This window comes from Arthrobacter sp. TJ-58 (genome assembly GCF_058269295.1).
The window spans coordinates 43,190-58,850 of sequence record NZ_JBZCNM010000008.1; the positions used below are offsets into that span (position 1 = coordinate 43,190).

At 65.2% G+C, this 15,661-nt stretch carries 15 protein-coding genes and 2 pseudogenes; 8 read left to right on the plus strand and 9 right to left on the minus strand.

Annotated features, from left to right (window positions below):
• Nucleotides 1-89 precede the first annotated feature (89 nt).
• On the plus strand, nt 90-1,568 hold the full coding sequence (locus AC4D2W_RS16585) for an amino acid permease (protein ID WP_490928014.1): 1,479 nt from the start codon (nt 90-92) through the stop codon (nt 1,566-1,568).
• On the opposite strand, the gene AC4D2W_RS16590 is transcribed toward AC4D2W_RS16585, so the two are convergent.
• A complete protein-coding gene (locus AC4D2W_RS16590; RefSeq protein ID WP_490928015.1) occupies nt 1,565-2,023 on the minus strand; it encodes a VOC family protein in 459 nt (152 codons plus the stop codon). The two genes, AC4D2W_RS16585 and AC4D2W_RS16590, sit on opposite strands and share 4 nt — an antisense overlap.
• 104 nt (nt 2,024-2,127) lie before the next feature.
• On the opposite strand from AC4D2W_RS16590, the gene AC4D2W_RS16595 reads away from it, so the two are divergent.
• On the plus strand, nt 2,128-3,096 hold the full coding sequence (locus tag AC4D2W_RS16595) for a helix-turn-helix transcriptional regulator (protein ID WP_490928016.1): 969 nt from the start codon (nt 2,128-2,130) through the stop codon (nt 3,094-3,096).
• A 17-nt stretch (nt 3,097-3,113) separates the two neighbouring features.
• On the opposite strand, the gene AC4D2W_RS16600 is transcribed toward AC4D2W_RS16595, so the two are convergent.
• The gene (locus tag AC4D2W_RS16600; RefSeq protein ID WP_490928017.1) at nt 3,114-3,677 is read right to left on the minus strand and encodes a GrpB family protein; all 564 of its coding nucleotides are present in this window, start codon (nt 3,675-3,677) and stop codon (nt 3,114-3,116) included.
• A gap of 48 nt (nt 3,678-3,725) precedes the next feature.
• Nucleotides 3,726-4,598, minus strand: coding sequence for a helix-turn-helix domain-containing protein (locus AC4D2W_RS16605; protein ID WP_490928018.1), 873 nt, complete (start codon nt 4,596-4,598; stop codon nt 3,726-3,728).
• A 102-nt stretch (nt 4,599-4,700) separates the two neighbouring features.
• Here AC4D2W_RS16605 and AC4D2W_RS16610 point away from each other — a divergent pair, with 102 nt between their 5' ends.
• Nucleotides 4,701-5,393, plus strand: coding sequence for an SDR family NAD(P)-dependent oxidoreductase (locus AC4D2W_RS16610; RefSeq protein WP_490928019.1), 693 nt, complete (start codon nt 4,701-4,703; stop codon nt 5,391-5,393).
• Nucleotides 5,394-5,434: 41 nt separating this feature from the next.
• Here the strand turns inward: AC4D2W_RS16610 and AC4D2W_RS16615 are convergent, their stop codons facing one another.
• The 3 genes from AC4D2W_RS16615 to AC4D2W_RS16625 are packed head-to-tail and all read right to left on the minus strand — an operon-like array spanning nt 5,435 to nt 7,714.
• Nucleotides 5,435-6,301 (minus strand): PhzF family phenazine biosynthesis protein, encoded by an 867-nt coding sequence (locus AC4D2W_RS16615; RefSeq protein ID WP_490928020.1) that lies wholly within the window; start codon nt 6,299-6,301, stop codon nt 5,435-5,437.
• Complete coding sequence (locus tag AC4D2W_RS16620; protein ID WP_490928021.1) at nt 6,298-6,867, minus strand: TetR/AcrR family transcriptional regulator; 570 nt, start codon at nt 6,865-6,867, stop codon at nt 6,298-6,300. The genes AC4D2W_RS16615 and AC4D2W_RS16620 overlap by 4 nt, the downstream gene beginning before the upstream one ends.
• Nucleotides 6,860-7,714, minus strand: coding sequence for an alpha/beta fold hydrolase (locus AC4D2W_RS16625; protein WP_490928022.1), 855 nt, complete (start codon nt 7,712-7,714; stop codon nt 6,860-6,862). The genes AC4D2W_RS16620 and AC4D2W_RS16625 overlap by 8 nt, the downstream gene beginning before the upstream one ends.
• Before the next feature lie 275 nt (nt 7,715-7,989).
• Between AC4D2W_RS16625 and AC4D2W_RS16630 the strand changes: the two genes are divergently transcribed.
• Nucleotides 7,990-8,478 carry a universal stress protein gene (locus tag AC4D2W_RS16630; protein ID WP_490928023.1) on the plus strand — a complete coding sequence of 163 codons (489 nt, stop codon included), beginning with the start codon at nt 7,990-7,992 and terminating at the stop codon, nt 8,476-8,478.
• Nucleotides 8,479-8,483: 5 nt separating this feature from the next.
• Here AC4D2W_RS16630 and AC4D2W_RS16635 read toward each other — a convergent pair whose 3' ends face one another.
• Nucleotides 8,484-9,599: a fatty acid desaturase family protein gene (locus tag AC4D2W_RS16635; protein ID WP_490928024.1), complete on the minus strand. Its 1,116-nt coding sequence runs from the start codon at nt 9,597-9,599 to the stop codon at nt 8,484-8,486.
• 298 nt (nt 9,600-9,897) lie between these two features.
• On the opposite strand from AC4D2W_RS16635, the gene AC4D2W_RS16640 reads away from it, so the two are divergent.
• The 4 genes and pseudogenes from AC4D2W_RS16640 to AC4D2W_RS16655 form a co-directional block, all read left to right on the plus strand.
• Nucleotides 9,898-11,013, plus strand: a complete 1,116-nt coding sequence (locus AC4D2W_RS16640) for a type I phosphomannose isomerase catalytic subunit (protein ID WP_490928025.1) — start codon at nt 9,898-9,900, stop codon at nt 11,011-11,013.
• 194 nt (nt 11,014-11,207) lie between these two features.
• Nucleotides 11,208-12,683 (plus strand): uridine transporter UriT, encoded by a 1,476-nt coding sequence (gene uriT / locus AC4D2W_RS16645; RefSeq protein WP_490928026.1) that lies wholly within the window; start codon nt 11,208-11,210, stop codon nt 12,681-12,683.
• Nucleotides 12,684-12,749: 66 nt separating this feature from the next.
• A pseudogene (locus tag AC4D2W_RS16650) lies at nt 12,750-13,142 on the plus strand (histidine phosphatase family protein); the annotation flags it as partial.
• Between the two features lie 28 nt (nt 13,143-13,170).
• Nucleotides 13,171-13,383: pseudogene (locus AC4D2W_RS16655) on the plus strand (SCO1664 family protein); the annotation flags it as partial.
• 178 nt (nt 13,384-13,561) lie between these two features.
• Here the strand turns inward: AC4D2W_RS16655 and AC4D2W_RS16660 are convergent.
• Both AC4D2W_RS16660 and AC4D2W_RS16665 read right to left on the minus strand, forming a co-directional pair.
• Nucleotides 13,562-14,635 (minus strand): TM2 domain-containing protein, encoded by a 1,074-nt coding sequence (locus AC4D2W_RS16660; RefSeq protein ID WP_490928027.1) that lies wholly within the window; start codon nt 14,633-14,635, stop codon nt 13,562-13,564.
• A 315-nt stretch (nt 14,636-14,950) separates the two neighbouring features.
• Nucleotides 14,951-15,388 (minus strand): hypothetical protein, encoded by a 438-nt coding sequence (locus AC4D2W_RS16665; RefSeq protein ID WP_490928028.1) that lies wholly within the window; start codon nt 15,386-15,388, stop codon nt 14,951-14,953.
• Between the last annotated feature and the right edge of the window lie 273 nt (nt 15,389-15,661).

The following is a 15,661-nucleotide window of genomic DNA, read 5'->3' on the forward strand; positions in this document are numbered from 1 at the left end:
TGACGGGGAACATGACTTATGCCATCGTCTACGCGTGAACATTCAGCGCGCGGCATTTGCCAAGCTGAGTTACTAAAGGACAGCAACCCGTGACACAGCAAGCCGCCACCCCGGAATCCAAGGTTCCGAAGCGCACCTCCGACGCCGGCGTCGAACACGAGGACGAGGGCTACCACAAGGGTCTCAAACCCCGCCAGGTGCAGATGATCGCCATCGGCGGCGCCATCGGCACCGGACTCTTCATGGGCGCCGGCGGCCGCCTGGCCACCGCAGGTCCCTCGCTCGTCATCAGCTACGCTGTCTGCGGCTTTTTTGCCTTCATGATTCTCCGGGCCCTGGGCGAACTGGTCATGCACCGCCCCACCTCCGGGTCCTTCGTCTCCTACGCCCGCGAGTTCTTCGGTGAGAAGGCTGCCTTTGTTTCCGGCTGGCTGTACTGGCTGAACTGGGCCATGACCGCGATCGTGGACATCACCGCCGTCGCGCTTTATATGAACTTCTTCAAGAAGTACTGGGCGCCGATCGCCGAGGTGCCGCAGTGGAGCTGGGCCCTGGCCGCCCTCCTTCTGGTGCTGGGCCTGAACCTCATCAGTGTGAAGGTCTTCGGCGAACTGGAGTTCTGGTTCGCGCTGATCAAGGTGGTGGCCCTGGTGACCTTCCTGATCGTGGGCATCTGCTTTGTCATCTTCGGCACTCCCGTGGAAGGCCAGGATGTTGGCTTCAGCCTCATCTCCGGCAACGGCGGCCTGTTCCCCAACGGCCTGCTGCCCGCCGTCGTCGTCATGCAGGGCGTGGTGTTCGCCTACGCCTCGATCGAACTCATCGGCACCGCCGCGGGCGAGACCGAGCACCCCGAAAAGATCATGCCCCGGGCCATCAACACCGTGGTGATCCGCATTGCCGTGTTCTACGTCGGCACGCTCATCCTGCTCTCGCTGCTGCTGCCCTACACCTCCTATCACGCCGGCGAAAGCCCGTTCGTGACGTTCTTCGGCTCCATTGGGGTGGGCGGCGTGGACGCCATCATGAACCTCGTGGTCCTGACTGCGGCGCTGTCTTCACTCAATGCCGGCCTGTACTCCACCGGCCGCATCATGCGCTCCATGTCCGTGGCCGGTTCCGCCCCCAAGTTCGCCGCCCGGATGAACAAGGCGGGCGTTCCCTACGGCGGCATTGCGATGACCGCGGCGGTGGCCCTGCTCGGCGTTGTCCTCAACGCCGTGGTTCCCGCCGCAGCCTTTGAAATCGTCCTGAACATCGCCTCCCTGGGCATCATCAGCACCTGGGCGATGATCGTGCTGTGCCAGATGGAACTGACCAAGCGGGCCAAGCTCGGTGAACTGGACCGCCCGGCGTTCCGGATGCCCGGTGCCCCGGTCACCGGTTGGATCACCTTGGCGTTCCTGCTCGCGGTGTTGATCCTCATGGCCTTCGATTCCCCCGTGGGCACGTGGACCATCGGCTCCCTGGTGATCATCATTCCTGCGCTGATGTTCGGTTGGCGGCTGTGCCGCGACCGGGTCCTCGAGATTGCTGCGGCGCGCGACGGAGACGGCCTGCAGGGCTAGGCGGCTTCGACGTCGATCACCCACGTCACGCCAAAGCGGTCCGTCAGCATGCCGAAACCCGGGCTCCACGCGGATGCGGCGAGCGGCTCGATGATCTGCGCCCCGTCCGCCAGTCCGTCCCACAGACGGGCGACTTCTTCCAGGTCCTGCCCGCGCAGGGACTGGAAGAAGGTGCGGTCGGTGACGGTGGTGCCGTTCTCGCGGCGGGTGACCCCGGCAGTTTCGGTGGAGTCAGCGCTGTTCTGGCCGGGGATGTCGTAGGCCATCAGCCGAAACCCGTCGTCGGTCTCGAGCTGGCCGAACACCATCTTGTCCGCACCCGGAACCTCCTTGGGCATTCCGAAGTCGCCGTAGCTGGCCGTGGTCAGGCGGCCGCCGAAGACTGACCGGTAAAACTCCAGGGCGGAGGAGGCGGTGCCGCGGAAGTTCAGGTGGGTGGTGGTGGTGATGCTCATGGGATCTGTCCTTTATCTCGTAGCGGCCGCGGTTTGCGGCTTCAAGAACAGACTGAACCCGGTAGCGGACAGGTTGTGTCCTCTTCTGGCCACATACTGAAACCATGCCCGGAACCTCGTCCCGAATGCTCGCCCTGCTCTCGCTGCTGCAGTCCCGCCGGGACTGGCCCGGCCAGGTGCTGGCCGAACGCCTGGCCGTCACTCCCCGGACCGTGCGCCGAGACGTCGACCGGCTCCGCGAGCTCGGCTACTCCATCACCGCGGCTAAGGGGCCCGACGGCGGCTACCGGCTGGCAGCCGGATCGGAACTTCCGCCGCTGCTCTTTGACGACGAGCAGGCGGTGGCCATCGCCGTTGCGCTGCAGAGCGCGCCCTCCAGCGGAGTGGACCTGGACGACGCCGCCGCCCGGGCGCTGACCACGGTGAAGCAGGTGATGCCTTCCCGGCTGCGGCACCGCATTGAGGGCATCCGGTTTACCGACGCCGGTGCTTCCGCGCGCGTGGATCCAAAGGTCCTGGAAACCGTCAGCACCGCCGCCCGGGACCGGAAGATTCTCCGGTTCGACTACGGCGGGGATGAGTCCCGGCCGCCCCGGCGCGCGGAGCCGCACGCCGTCGTCGCCCGGCAGGGCCGCTGGTACCTGATCGGCTGGGATCTGGAGAAGGCCGACTGGCGCATTTACCGGCTGGACAAGATGGTGCCGAAATTCCCGGGCGGTGCGGCGTTTGCCCCGCGGGCACTTCCCACCGGCGATGCAGGCACGTTCCTCGCGGCGCGGTTGAAGGGGTCCGGGGGCGGGGACGCGTGGCCTTGCTACGGGGAGCTGCTCATCGAACTTCCCGCCGCCCGGATCGCGCCCTGGCTCGGCGACGGCGAACTCCAGCAGGTGTCCGACGGCGCCTGCCGCGTCCGCGTCGGGTCGTGGTCATGGGCGGGGCTGATCTCCTGGACACTGCGCTTCGATGCTCCGTTTACGGTCCTTGGCCCCGACACGTTCCTCGACTCGCTCGCCGGTTTCGCGGCCCGGGTTACCGCCGCTGCAGCCGGACCGTTCCCTCAAAACGGTCTATGACATGGCCGCCGGCCCGCTTACGGCCTGAGGCTGCGCGCCCGGACCTTGATCGCCGAAATAATGCCGGTTTTCGCGTCGGCGTAATCGTTCATGTCCTCCCACTGCCGTTGCAGCAGTGCTCTCTTGGCGGACTCATACAGGGCACGGTCCGCCGCATCCACCCGCAGATGGTCACGCAGCAGCAGGTAGTCATCCACGGCAGGATCACCGCGCTCATACAGATGCACATGCACGTCCCGGGCCGGCGTGCGCACCAGGCGGTGCCCCGGCTCGCGCACCCGCAGCTCGTAGCCGGCGGCCAGCAGCGGGCCGAGGTAGTCCTCCTCGGCGGTGATGTCCTCCACCACAACGACGACGTCGATGATCGGCTTCGCGGCCAGCCCGGGCACCGACGTCGAGCCGATGTGCTCGATCTGAACGCGCGTGGGCGCCAAGGCACCCTGAATTCGCCGACGATGCGTCGCATAAACGTCCGGCCACCGGGTGTCATAGCTGTGCAGTGTGAGTTCGAGCCGCTCGGGGCCGCCGATCAGTTCCACGGTTGTCACGTCCGGCCGTCTCGGTTTTCGATTTGTGCTCACCGAAGCATCCTCTCAGACAGGCACTCTTACGGGTGCACACTGCGGGCGTCAGGAGCCGGCCGGCGTTCCAGCCGCAGTGACGGCGGAGACCCGGAGAAAGTCGAGTTTTTCCGCTGCCCCGGACCCGGCTGCAGCGGTGTAGGCGACAATCCGCAGATCTGTTCCCGCTACGCTGAAAACGTCACAATCCACTTCCACGTCGCCCACCGCCGGGTGCCGCACCACCTTTACCTCGGACTGATGTTCGCTGACGGTGCCGCTGTCCCAGAGCTGCCGGAACCGTGCACTGGTGCCGGCCAGCTCTGCAACGAGCGCCTGGACGCCGGCGTCGGCCGGGTACTGTCCGTAGACGCGGCGGAGGTCCGAAACCAGAGACACTTCAAAACTTTCCCGCCCGCCGGCGGGGGCGATAATCCGGATGTCGTTGCCGCCCAGCGATTCCCCGGCAAAGTGTGCGCGCAGCACGTTGGGACGGCCTTTTCCTGCCGCGGCGGGGTCGCCGAGGAGCGCGGTCCACAACGGACTCCAGGTGAGCAGGTCCCAGGACGCCGTGAACACGGCCACGGGGACCTCCCCGAGCCGCGCGACCAGCCGTTGCACGCCGGGCGGAATGTGGGTGGGAACCGCCCCGGGTCCCGGCGGAAGCAGCCCGGAGATCGTGAAAAGGTGGGCGTGCTCGGACTCGGTCAGCTGCAGCGCCCGCGCCAGGGCCGAGGCCACCTGCGCGGACGGACGCCGGGCGCGGCCCTGCTCAAGGCGCACGAGGTAGTCGACGCTCAGTCCTGCCAGCTGGGCCAGCTCTTCACGCTTCAGGCCCGGTGCGCGGCGGAGGCCGAAGGCCGGCAGACCGACGTCGGCCGGCTGCAGGCGGTCGCGCCAGGAGCGGAGAAGGGCACCCAGGTCACTGCGCGAATCAGGCATGCCTAGAGTCTGCCAGCAGCGGGCCGTCTGTGGGTGGCCCTGCCAGTCCATATGCTGGTCCGGGCCACGACAGCCGGCCCCGCCGTCGGACAGACTGACGCCATGACAACAACACTGATTACCGGAGCCAACAAAGGCCTGGGCTATGAAACCGCACGCCGCCTCATTGAGGCCGGCCACACTGTATGGATGGGCGCCCGCGATGAAGTCCGCGGCCGGGAAGCCGCCGACGCCCTGGGCGGCAACTTCGTGCAGCTCGATGTAACGAGTGATTCCTCCGTGGAGGCCGCCGCCAAAACGGTTGCGGCTGCGGGCGGCCTGGACGTCCTGATCAACAACGCCGGCATCACCGGTCCCCGCGCCCAGCCTGGAGAACTAACCGCGGTGGACGCGGAAGCCGTATACGGCACGAACGTGGTGGGCATTGTCCGCACCATGCAGTTCTTCCTGCCGCTCCTGCGTGAGTCCGAAACGGCAACCGCCGTGTTCGTCACCAGCGGTCTGGGATCCTTCGCCGCCGTGCACGATCCCGCCCGGATCGAGGCCCAGGTCGTGTCCCCGCTCTACAGCTCATCCAAATCCGCGGTCAACATGCTCACCGTGCAGTATGCCCAGGCATTTCCGGAGATCCGCATCAATGCCGCCGATCCCGGCTACACCGCCACCGATCTGAACGGCCGGCAGGGAACCCAGACGGTGCTCGAGGGTACCGACGCCGTCGTGGAGCTGGCCACCCGGGGCGGCACCGGGCCCACCGGCACCTTCATCGACCGGTCCGGTCCCGCCGCCTTCTAGGTGTAACTCTTACGGTGCACGGGGAACCGGCCGGCTGGCAGCTACAGGCGGACGGTTCCCCCGATGCAGCTCGTGACGTGCCCGCCAACCCAAATGTTCCCGTCTCGGAGACTGACATGCACCCGTCCCCGGCGGCCGAGGACTGTTCCCTGTGACGCGGTGTAGGGCGGCGCAGCGAAACCGGTATCGGTCAGCCAGCGCGCCAGGCCCGCGTTCAGGCTGCCCGTCACGGAGTCTTCCCAGACCGGGTCACCTCCCACGAAGGCACGCACCTCGAACCGGGTTTCAGCACCGGGCCCGTACGGACCCACCACACCTATTTCCAGGTTCCCTGCCCTGCCCGGGTCCGGTTGCAGGTTCAGGACGTCGCTCGCCGACGCAAGCCGGACTCCGATCCACTGCGGCCCGTTGACAATCCAGGAGGCGTCGAGGATCTGTTCCCGCGGGATACCCAGAACCCCGGCGATCCTGCCGATGAGCTCTGTCTCGACGGGGCCGTACCGGGTCAGGGGCGGCGCCTCAAAAGCCAGCTGGTCACCCTCCACACGGAGAGGAATCAGTCCGGCCGCACATTCCTGGATAACCATTCCGCCGGGCCGCGGTGATCCGCCCGCCTCCAGCCAGGCCTTGGCGGAGCCGAGCGTTGGATGGCCGGCGAACGGCAGTTCTTCCTTGCCGGTGAAGATCCGCACCCGGTAGTCGGCCGCCGGGCTGCCCGGGGGCAGGAGGAATGTGGTCTCCGAGAGGTTGGTCCAGGTGGCGAATCGCTGCATCTGCTCGGTGCTCAGACCGTCGGCATCATGCACGACCGCCAGCGCGTTGCCCCGGTAGGGCTCAGAGGAGAAGACATCGACTTCACTGTAGGGACGGGCTTTTGGGGCGCTGCTGCCATCCGGGCGGGCGGTCACGGACGCGCCCAGCCGTCCAGCGCCGTCGTGATGCTCCCCACCAGGCGGTTGAAGCTCCGTTCAATGTCGCGGGGCATTCCGTAGCCGCCGCCGGTTTCCAGGGAGACGAAGCCGTGCAATGCCGCCCGCAGGAAACGGATCGCGTCAACGGCGTCATCGTCCGTCAGTTCATAGCCGGCCAGGACACCGGTCATGACGTCCAGGAACGCAGCCTCAACCTCCACTTCGCCGGGATCCGAGCTCTCCACGGGCAGCATGGCCAGGGGATACTGACCGCGGTGCTCCAGCGCCCAGCCGCGGTAGGCCTGCGCAATGCGGCGGATCGCGTCATCCTTGGAGCGCCCGATGGCCGCCTGCGCGATGACCCGGGTGAGCGAGCGCTTCGCCTCGCGGATCACGCCCCGCCGAAGGCCGGCGACGCCGTCGACATGCTTGTAGAGCGACGGGACCCGGACGCCGAAGCTTTCGGCAATGGCCGCAAGGTTGAGGCCGTCACTGTTGGGTTCGTCGAGCATCCGGGCCGCCCGTTCGACGACGGCGGCGGTGGTGAGTCCTGCCCTAGGCACTGTGGGACCCCTCCGGTGCGCCGAGAACCCGGGAGAGGAACGGCAGCGTCAGCGCGAGGAGCTCCCCGGGGGTCTGGACGTGCGGGTAGTGGCCGGCGCCGTCGATCACCGCGAGGGTGCCCAGCCCGGCGGGGAGGTCGGCGAGGATGCGGTCGCCCTCCGCGCGGGGATCGGCCCAGTCCGGGTCGGCACTGCCCTGGATGACAAGGACGGAGCAGCGGACATCGGCCAGGCGCGCCCCGGCGTCGGTGGGTGCAGTCTTCATCATGGCCTGCAGCACCTTCATGCGGGCGGGCTCCTGCATCACGGCGGTGATGTGTGCGCGCTCCGCGACCCAGTCGGCGGGCTTCACAGGGATCGCGATGTCCAGATACTTCAGCCAGCTCGGCACACTCCCGCAGAGCATGGTCAGCAGCAGCTGGACGGAGGAGGTCCGGTAACGCTTGTTGCGGAGCAGGCCCCCGAGGTCCATGGACTGCTTCCGGGTGAACGGTGCAACCTCGACGGCGCCGGCAATGAGTTCGGGGGCATCGGCGGCGGCGATGGTGGCGGCGCCGCCGCTGATGGACTGTCCCATGAGGACAGCGGGTCCGCCGAGGTGCCGGACCAGCGCGACGAGGTCTCCGGCTATCTCGGTGCGGCTGTAGCCGTCCCAGCCGGTGCTGGATTCACCGCAGCCGCGGAGGTCCAGGTTCGCGACCCGGTAGCCGGCGGCGACCAGTGCAGGCGCCACGAACCGGTACGAGCGGCGGCTGTCGCCCATGCCGTGGGCGAGGACCACCAGCGGACCGTCGCCCTGAAGGTCATATGCGACACGGTTGGTTCCAATGCTCAGGTACTCGGTCATAATGCCCTCCAGGCACTCGTTGGTACTGCAAAGCTAACAGTATTAGCTATAGGGGTCAATCACTTAGCTTTGGAGGCATCACTCTGAGCCCGCGCCGGGCCGGGCCGGGCTGGGCCGGGCTGGACTGGGCCGGGCTGGACTGGGCTGGACTGGAGGGAAGCGGGCAGGCAAACGCTGGCGACTTTAGCGCTTCCACCGCCCAGGCCACTGCTGCCCCTGATGGGCCCGGGGTTCGCGGAGATACGATCCTCACGGATCCCTATAGAGGAGCGACGATGACCAATAACAGCGCCTTCACGATCGTGGTCGGCTTTGACGGTTCCCAAGATGCCCAGACGGCACTGGACTGGGCCGTGGACGAGGCCTTGCAGCGCAGCGGCCGGCTCCACGTGGTCACGGCCTGGGCCCAGCAGCCGATGGCATGGTATCCGGCCGTGCTGGAAACGGCCGCGGGCGGAATTGCGGTTATTGACTCCCCGGAGGAAGACGCGAAGGCGATCCATGCCAAGGCCCTGGAGTCGGCAACAGCCAGGGGCGTGGCCGCCAGCGGGCAGCTTGTCCACAGCCATTCAGCGGCGTCGGCGATTTTGGAGGCTGCCAAGGACGCGGATCTCGTTGTCGTTGGTTCACGAGGCCATGGCGGATTCTCCGGGCTCCGCGTCGGCTCGGTGACAACCCACGTCGTCAACCATGCACCGGGGCCGGTGCTGATCGTGCGTCCGAAGGGCTCAGCGAGGGGCGGGCACGCTGAACCGGCCGCCTGAGTTCCTTAGACGCGGTGCGTGCCGGCCAGCGGGCAAGCCCACGTATCGACCCCGCCGCGGCCCACCCTGTTGATATAGGTGGTGACGTCCCGCAGGGATTGCCCAAGCGCGGTTTCGGTGTACCGCACCCCCAGCTGCTCACAGTGCTGGCGGACCAGCGGGGCGACTTTGCGCAAATTCGGGCGGGACATGGAGGGGAACAGGTGGTGCTCAACCTGGAAGTTCAGTCCTCCCATAAAGGTATCCACCCACCGGCCGCCGGTGATGTTGCGGCTCATCAATACCTGACGCCGCAGGAAATCGATGCCCGCGTCCTTGGGCGCGATCGGCATGCCGATGTGGTTCGGGGCGAAGGAGATACCCATGTACAGCCCGAAGACGGCGAGCTGGACACCGATGAACGCTGCACCCTTGCCCGGTGAAAGAACCATGAAGACCAGCACCACATAACTGACCAGGCGCACAGCGATGAAGCTAAGTTCCACCCACCGCCGCTTGATCCGGCCCTTGCCCAGTACCCGCTTGATGCCCTGCACATGCAGGTTAACTCCTTCGAGCAGGAGCAGCGGGAAGAAGAAGTACCCCTGTTTGGTGGCAAGCCAGCGCGTCAAACGGTTCGTGCGCGCTTCGGCTGCCTCGGGGGTAAAGGCCAGGACGCCGGGAGCGATGTCCGGATCCGTGCCGATTTTGTTCGGTGCGGCATGGTGCTTGCTGTGTTTTGCATTCCACCAGCCAAGGCCCATGCCGGCAAAGAGATTGACGACGATCAGTGAGACCCATTCATTCCACTTCGGCGACACGAAGATCTGCCGATGCGCTGCGTCGTGCCCCAGGAACGCGATCTGTGTCATCAACAAGGCCAGCACCACCGCGGTCACCATCTGCCACCACGTGTCCCCCACCAAAATGAAAGCCGCGGCAAGCACCAGGCCAGTCAGGGTGAGTCCGATCAGTTTGGTCCAGTAATAGCCGTAGTTCCGGCGCATATAGCCGGCGTCCTGGACCTGCCGGGTCAAGGCCGTGAAATCGCTGAGATGCCGCTGGCGGGCCGGGCCGGGTGTCCGGCGTTTGCCTTCCGCGCTCGAATCCACACTGGTACCCGTCATCAGGGTGTCTTCCATAATTCACTCTCATATCGGCGGACAACTGCGTGTCATATTAACCACAGCTCGGCGGATGGCCGATCGAAGCTAAGTGTACTTATCTTATATGAGCTCCCGGCGCTGGCCTGGCATCACCGTTCCCGCGGCGTCGGCAGCCGCGGCGGGAACCGCCGTCGGCCGGCTTGAAAGGATGCATCAAAGATCACGGTGAGAGAAAGCACCGAGTTGCCTACAATTTAAGAGGGAAGTGGTTGTGTGCATGTCCAAAAAGGTCCAACCCTCCCCATGGCTTCATTTGTCCTATCTGGTGATGTAAGTGACTCTCACGCATACTGATTCCGTATTCTCACGCTCGGCAGCAACCGCTCGCCGCCCTTCGCCACTGCCCTCCCGCGGCCTGCTCGTTGACTGGGATCCCGCGACGTACCGGCAAACGCTGGAGCGGTTCGCCGGGGAACGGGCGTTCCCGGTCCCCCATCCGGAAGCCGAAACCGGATCTCCGTTTCCCTTCCTCCTCAGAGTCTTGGACGCCGATGTTCCGCCGCCGATCATGCTGCATCCGCATTGGCAGCAGGCGCTGGAGGGTTTCGTGCGGGAACAGGCCCGGGGCGTGCCCATGGGCGCCGCAAACCGCAATTACAAGGACCGCAACCCGAAGTGCGAGGTCGCCGTTGCCCTCACGCCGCTGCGCGTGCTTGCCGGGGAACGGTACCCGGAAGAGCTTCAGGCCATCGCTTCCGGGCTGGACCTGCCCTGGCTGCGTTCCTACCTCCGCTTCCGCCATGAGACCGCCACCCACTCCGTACTGCGCATGACGCCTGAGGAAACCACGGCTGCGCTGCGGGAAACAGCCGATGCCGTGGATCGGGTCCGGCAGGTCGAAGGACCGGCCGCCGAGGCCGCCGCCGTCGTCCGCCGTCTGCAGCAGCTTTTCCCCCACGACCGGGGCATTCTGCTGGCCGTCTGCATGAAGCTGATCCAGCTCGATCCCGGGGAGGCAGCCGTGATACCTCCGGGATGCCTGCATACCTATCTGTCCGGCCAGGCGGGGCTGGTGATGGGCATGTCCGATAATGCGCTGCAGGCCGGATTCGCCGACAGGTACGTGGACCTTGCCGAACTCCAACTCCTGACGGGCAACGGGCAGCCGCAGCCTTCCCTCCTGCCCGTACTCGGTGACGGCGGCGGCGAGCAGCGCATTCCGCTCTGGAGCGATGACCTGGACCTGCGGCGGGTAGTTGTGGGCCATGATCCGAAGCCTGTCCGCGTGGGGCCGTTCAGCGTTGTGCTGGCCGCGATGGAACCCGCCGGCATCACCGTGGACGAGGTCACAACGACCCTGGAGCCCGGAGCGAAGCTCCTTTACGCCGGGGACCCGGTGACGGCCACGTTCACGGGTCCGGCCCAGATCTTCGTGGCCTCAACGTACTAGCTGCGCTCCCCGCAACGGGGTCCGTCCCAGCCCGCGGCCCCTAAAAGGCGCTCGGAGCACTGGCCCGAAGCCTCGAATCAGCGGCCTCCAATGGACGATATTATGGTTAACCAAGCGTCCATTCCCTCCGAGGCCTTCCTGTTGCGACAGACTGGGGCCATGGGCGCCTTCGTATGAATTGGTGAACTACACCCGTGAGTGAAACAACCCAGCGCCGCGTCAATGTCACCGCATTGATGACGGCGCTGCTTGCCGCCTGCATGGCGTTCCAGCTGAACGCTTCCATGCTTTCCCCCGCACTTGTCACCGTGGAGGAGGAGCTGAACGCCACCTCTGCAGCCGTGGCCCTGACCCAGACCGCATTCTTCACCTCCGCAGCATTGTTCTCCCTGTTCCTGCCGCGGCTGGGTGACATCATCGGCCGCAAAAAAGTCCTGGGCGGGATGATCGTAGTCCTGACCATCGGCTCAGTGGCTGCAGCGCTGGCGCCCAGTATTGAAGTGCTGTTCCTGGCCCGCCTGCTCCAAGGCGTTTCCGGACCGACGGTTGCCCTGTCGCTGATCATGCTGCGCGTGGAGGTCCGCGAGCCAAAGCGGTACGGCACGCTGCTGGGCGTCCTCACCGCGGTAAACGGCGGCATTGCCGGCGTCGACGCCATCGCCGGCGGCTACCTGGCACAGAATCACGGGTTCGCCTCGGTCTTCTGGGTCATGGCACTTGTGGGCGCCATCGCGTCCGCACTGGTCATCTTTGCGGTGCCGGAATCCATTGCGGTGGTCAAGGAAAAGATGGACTGGGTGGGAGTGGTTCCCCTGGTTATCTCCGTGGGCACCCTGCTGACCGCGTTCAACGAAGCCGGCAAGCTGGCCGAGGCCAACTGGCCGCTGATCGCGGGCCTGATGGTCGTCGCCGTCGTCGCCTTCACCGCCTTCTGGAAGGTGGAGAACCGCACCGACCACCCCCTGATCGCCACCTATCTGCTGAAGCAGCGCTCCACCTGGGCGCTGCTGCTGACCACTTTGCTGACCATGACCGGCGTTTTCGCGGTGATGAACGGCATCCTGCCCGCTCTCGCGCAGGACGGCGTCGTGGGCTTCGGGATGGGCGCGGAGGCGTCCGCCTGGTGGACCATCACTCCGTACGCCCTCGCCGGCCTGCTCATTGGTCCTTTCGCTGGCCGTCTGGCGGGCAGTTGGGGCTACGCCAAGGTCCTGCGGATCGGCACCATCGGATCCGTTGTCGCCCTGGCGCTGATGCTTCCGGTTATCGGCAGCGATTCCCGATTGGGCCTGCTGGCCGTTTCCATCCTTGTTGGCATCACATACGCCGGCATCGGCAACGTGATGCTCAGCGGGTTGGGCGTCATGCTCTCCCCCAAGGAGAACCCCGGCTTCCTGCCGGGCCTGAACGCCGGAGCTTTCAATCTGGGCGCAGGACTCAGCTTCGCCGTGATCTACGCCGTCAAAACCGCAACCACGGTTGCGGACGGTTCCGGCACCGAAGGCTACACCGGCGGTATCGTCGCGGGCCTGGTCATCCTGGTCCTGGCCCTGGGCGCTTCCTTCCTGATCCCAAAGCCGGTACACGCTCAAACCGTCATTGACTCCCCGGCGAAGGCCGACGGGACCGGGCCAGACCAGGCCGTCATGAGTGGTGACCGGGTGTGGTAGGCCGCGATGAGGACGGCGCCGTCGGGCTTCACGACGGGCCGCCGCCCACATGACTACGCTGTGGGGATGGCAACAGTAATCCTCGTGCGGCACGGCCGCACCACAGCGAACGCCTCCGGACTGCTGGCCGGACGGGCCCCCGGCGTCGAACTCGACCAGCTGGGCCGCGACCAGGCCGTCGCCACCGCCGACCGGCTCGCCTCCGTGCCCCTGGCCGGCGTGGTGTCCCGCCCGCTGGAACGCTGCCGCCAGACCGCGCGGTTCATCCTCGACCGCCAGACCGGCACCCCGCATGCGCCCGTCGACGACGCCCTCACCGAATGCGACTACGGCGCCTGGCAGGGCCGCACACTCGAGGAACTCGCGAAAGAGAAGCTCTGGGCAACGGTGCAGTCCCGGCCCGCCGCCGTCACCTTCCCCGGCGGCGAATCCATGGCCGCCGTCCGCCGCCACGACGCCGTGTGATCTGCGGCCAGCCGATCGACGGGGCTGGATCGGCGACGAGCTGAGCGCCGAGGAACTCGAGGGTGTTGACCGGGTTCTTGAGGGACTGGACGGTGAGCTGGGCTCCCAGCTGGCGAAGCTGCTCACCGCTGAGGAGATTGCTTCGCTCGCTGCGCACTGCGCCCGGCTGCGGTCGGCCGGGGACTTCCCGGCTCCGAGCGGTGACATGCCTACGGTGCCCTGGCCCCTGTTCTAAGGGGTCCGGATACATGCTCTGAAGAGCCGTGAAGACGGACAGACGAACTTCACAGAGGTACCGTTTACGTCGGCCTTTGGTGTGATGCCGAAGATACTGGCATCGGATTTCAAATAGCGCTAACTGCTAAAAGGGGAGCCGGCTATATAGCCGGCTCCCCTTTGTCATTCGGTTCACTTTATTGCGGAGTGATGCTCCACGGTCCCATCGCGGTCACCTGGATGAAGGTCGGAGCTACCAGGCGCACTGTGCCCTCATATGCGCCGATCTCGTTCACAACCAGGTCCCGCCGGGTACCGAGGGTCTGGATGACGAAGTTGCTTTCACCCTGATAGGAGATTGCAGCCTTCGTGGTATCGCTGACCAGAAGCACCACACTGTCCCCAATGCCGCTCACGGGCCCTTCGGAGCCGGCGACAGTGGAGATGTCTTCGATGGTTAGGGTCCAGTCGCCCATTGCGGTGATTTCGAATTCGCTGGTCGGGGACCCGTCAGTGGTGTTGACCATATGCTTGCCCGTGTAGGCGCCGATTTCGTTGACGAGCAGAGGGTCCCGCCCGTTGGTCTTGACGACGGTGTTGCCCGTACAGAATTCGCAAATATAGCTGACAATGGCCGGGTTGCCGCTCAGGTCCACAGCAACGATGTCATCACCGGTACCGGTGAACGTCTGAGTCTGGATGTCAGGTTCTCCTGATTCGAAGGTCGGGGTGGGCTCAGCGGTCTTCTCGGCGACCGGACTTACAGTCGCTGCCGGAGCCGCTTCAGCCGCGGGAGTGTTGTCCTTGTCGGCAGAGACGGGCGCAGCGGGGCTGGAAAGTTCGTCTGATCCGATGCCATTGACTGCGTTGGTGATGATTCCCAGCACGATCCACACCAGGGTAATGATGAGGGCGAGCTTCTTGTGCCGGTCATAACCTTCCAGCGGGCGGCGATGCTTGTCAGTCTGCTTGCCGGCCAGCAGGATGATCAAGTCCACGATCACCCAGATGCCGACGCCGCCAAGGGTGACAAGCTTCAGGATGCCGGTGCCGACCTTACCCAGATAGAAGCGGTCCACACCGAAAAGTCCCACCAGGAGAGCCAGGATCCAGGTTGTGAGGAACGACTTCTGGGGCTGCTGTGCCCCGCTGAACCCGTCCGGGTACGCCTGCGGCTGGTAGGGCTGCTGGGCGCCGAGATATCCGCCCGGATGCGGCTGGGCGGTCTCGTCGGCCGGGAATGGCTTTGGCTCGTGGTTGAAGCTGGACATAAGTGTTTCCTTCAGTGAGAAGGCGGTGGGGACGCCCTGCGTAATGGTCCGGGGGCAGGATTTGGACCACGGCAGGTGTCAGCAACGAAGCTCAACTACTCCCCCAGGAGCCTCCGTGCGGTCTAGCCGTCCGAGACCCTGGATATTACACAAGGTGCCGCCGTAAATCTATTTGGACGGTTCAGCCCGTTAATTTCCCTCGAGTCTGCGTTGAACTTGCCACTACTTTGTTCAAGATCCCCGAGTACAACACTGCTTCACGAGTTAGCGGCCCTATCTCAAAATTAAGGGATCTAGCCGCGGCGGCCGTGAGAATCAGAAGCTTACGACTTTACCGCCTAGTTTTTCCCTCAGCTGTGTCGCCTCCGGGGAGTTGATGACCCAATTCTCGCCGACCAACCAGGCATTGCCCTTCACCATGGACTTAAGCTGCTCGTTCAATTCCTTGTTGGTTTGTATCAGCTGGCTGATATCGCTACTCGAGAGGTATGTCGAAAGCACCGCCTTCGATGAGCAGTCAGCCGACTCCGCAGCCAGCTTAACTCTGTTGGTCTGGTTGAACTCAGGGCAGGATCCTCCAGCTTCGACAAAGGCGTCTTTGAGTTCCACTACGGTCCCATAGGTGCCACCATCAGCTGGTGGTTGGGTTACAGTCGGCGTGGGTGAAGGTGAGACAGACGAGGAACTCCCGCATCCGGACAAAGCCATCATTCCTGTTATTACGATGGTCGTGAATGTTCCCCGCTTGTTCACTTCTAATTCCTTATCACTTCGAAACGTCCCGTGGTTCGGTACGGCTTGCCAATTCTACGACCCGCAGAGCAGGCGATCGGGACGTGTCTCACAAGGTTGTCCTGCTAGCTCGACCCGGCGTCAGAGTTTGATCGTCCTACTTAACCGGTTCCTCAAAGTAAACGGCCGTTCCATACGACGCCGGGACCCCGGGCGCCCCAGAGAAGTTACCTCGCTTTGTCCACCAGATAATCCAGGGCTCGACAGGCCCGCCACCCAGTCCACAAGGCAAAC

Excerpts from the sequence above, each read along its gene's own strand:
- AC4D2W_RS16590 (WP_490928015.1), bottom strand. The coding sequence starts at position 2,023 with ATGAGCATCACCACCACCACCCACCTGAACTTCCGCGGCACCGCCTCC.
- AC4D2W_RS16595 (WP_490928016.1), top strand. The coding sequence starts at position 2,128 with ATGCCCGGAACCTCGTCCCGAATGCTCGCCCTGCTCTCGCTGCTGCAG.
- AC4D2W_RS16605 (WP_490928018.1), bottom strand. The coding sequence starts at position 4,598 with ATGCCTGATTCGCGCAGTGACCTGGGTGCCCTTCTCCGCTCCTGGCGC.
- AC4D2W_RS16610 (WP_490928019.1), top strand. The coding sequence starts at position 4,701 with ATGACAACAACACTGATTACCGGAGCCAACAAAGGCCTGGGCTATGAA.
- AC4D2W_RS16625 (WP_490928022.1), bottom strand. The coding sequence starts at position 7,714 with ATGACCGAGTACCTGAGCATTGGAACCAACCGTGTCGCATATGACCTT.
- AC4D2W_RS16630 (WP_490928023.1), top strand. The coding sequence starts at position 7,990 with ATGACCAATAACAGCGCCTTCACGATCGTGGTCGGCTTTGACGGTTCC.
- AC4D2W_RS16635 (WP_490928024.1), bottom strand. The coding sequence starts at position 9,599 with ATGGAAGACACCCTGATGACGGGTACCAGTGTGGATTCGAGCGCGGAA.
- AC4D2W_RS16660 (WP_490928027.1), bottom strand. The coding sequence starts at position 14,635 with ATGTCCAGCTTCAACCACGAGCCAAAGCCATTCCCGGCCGACGAGACC.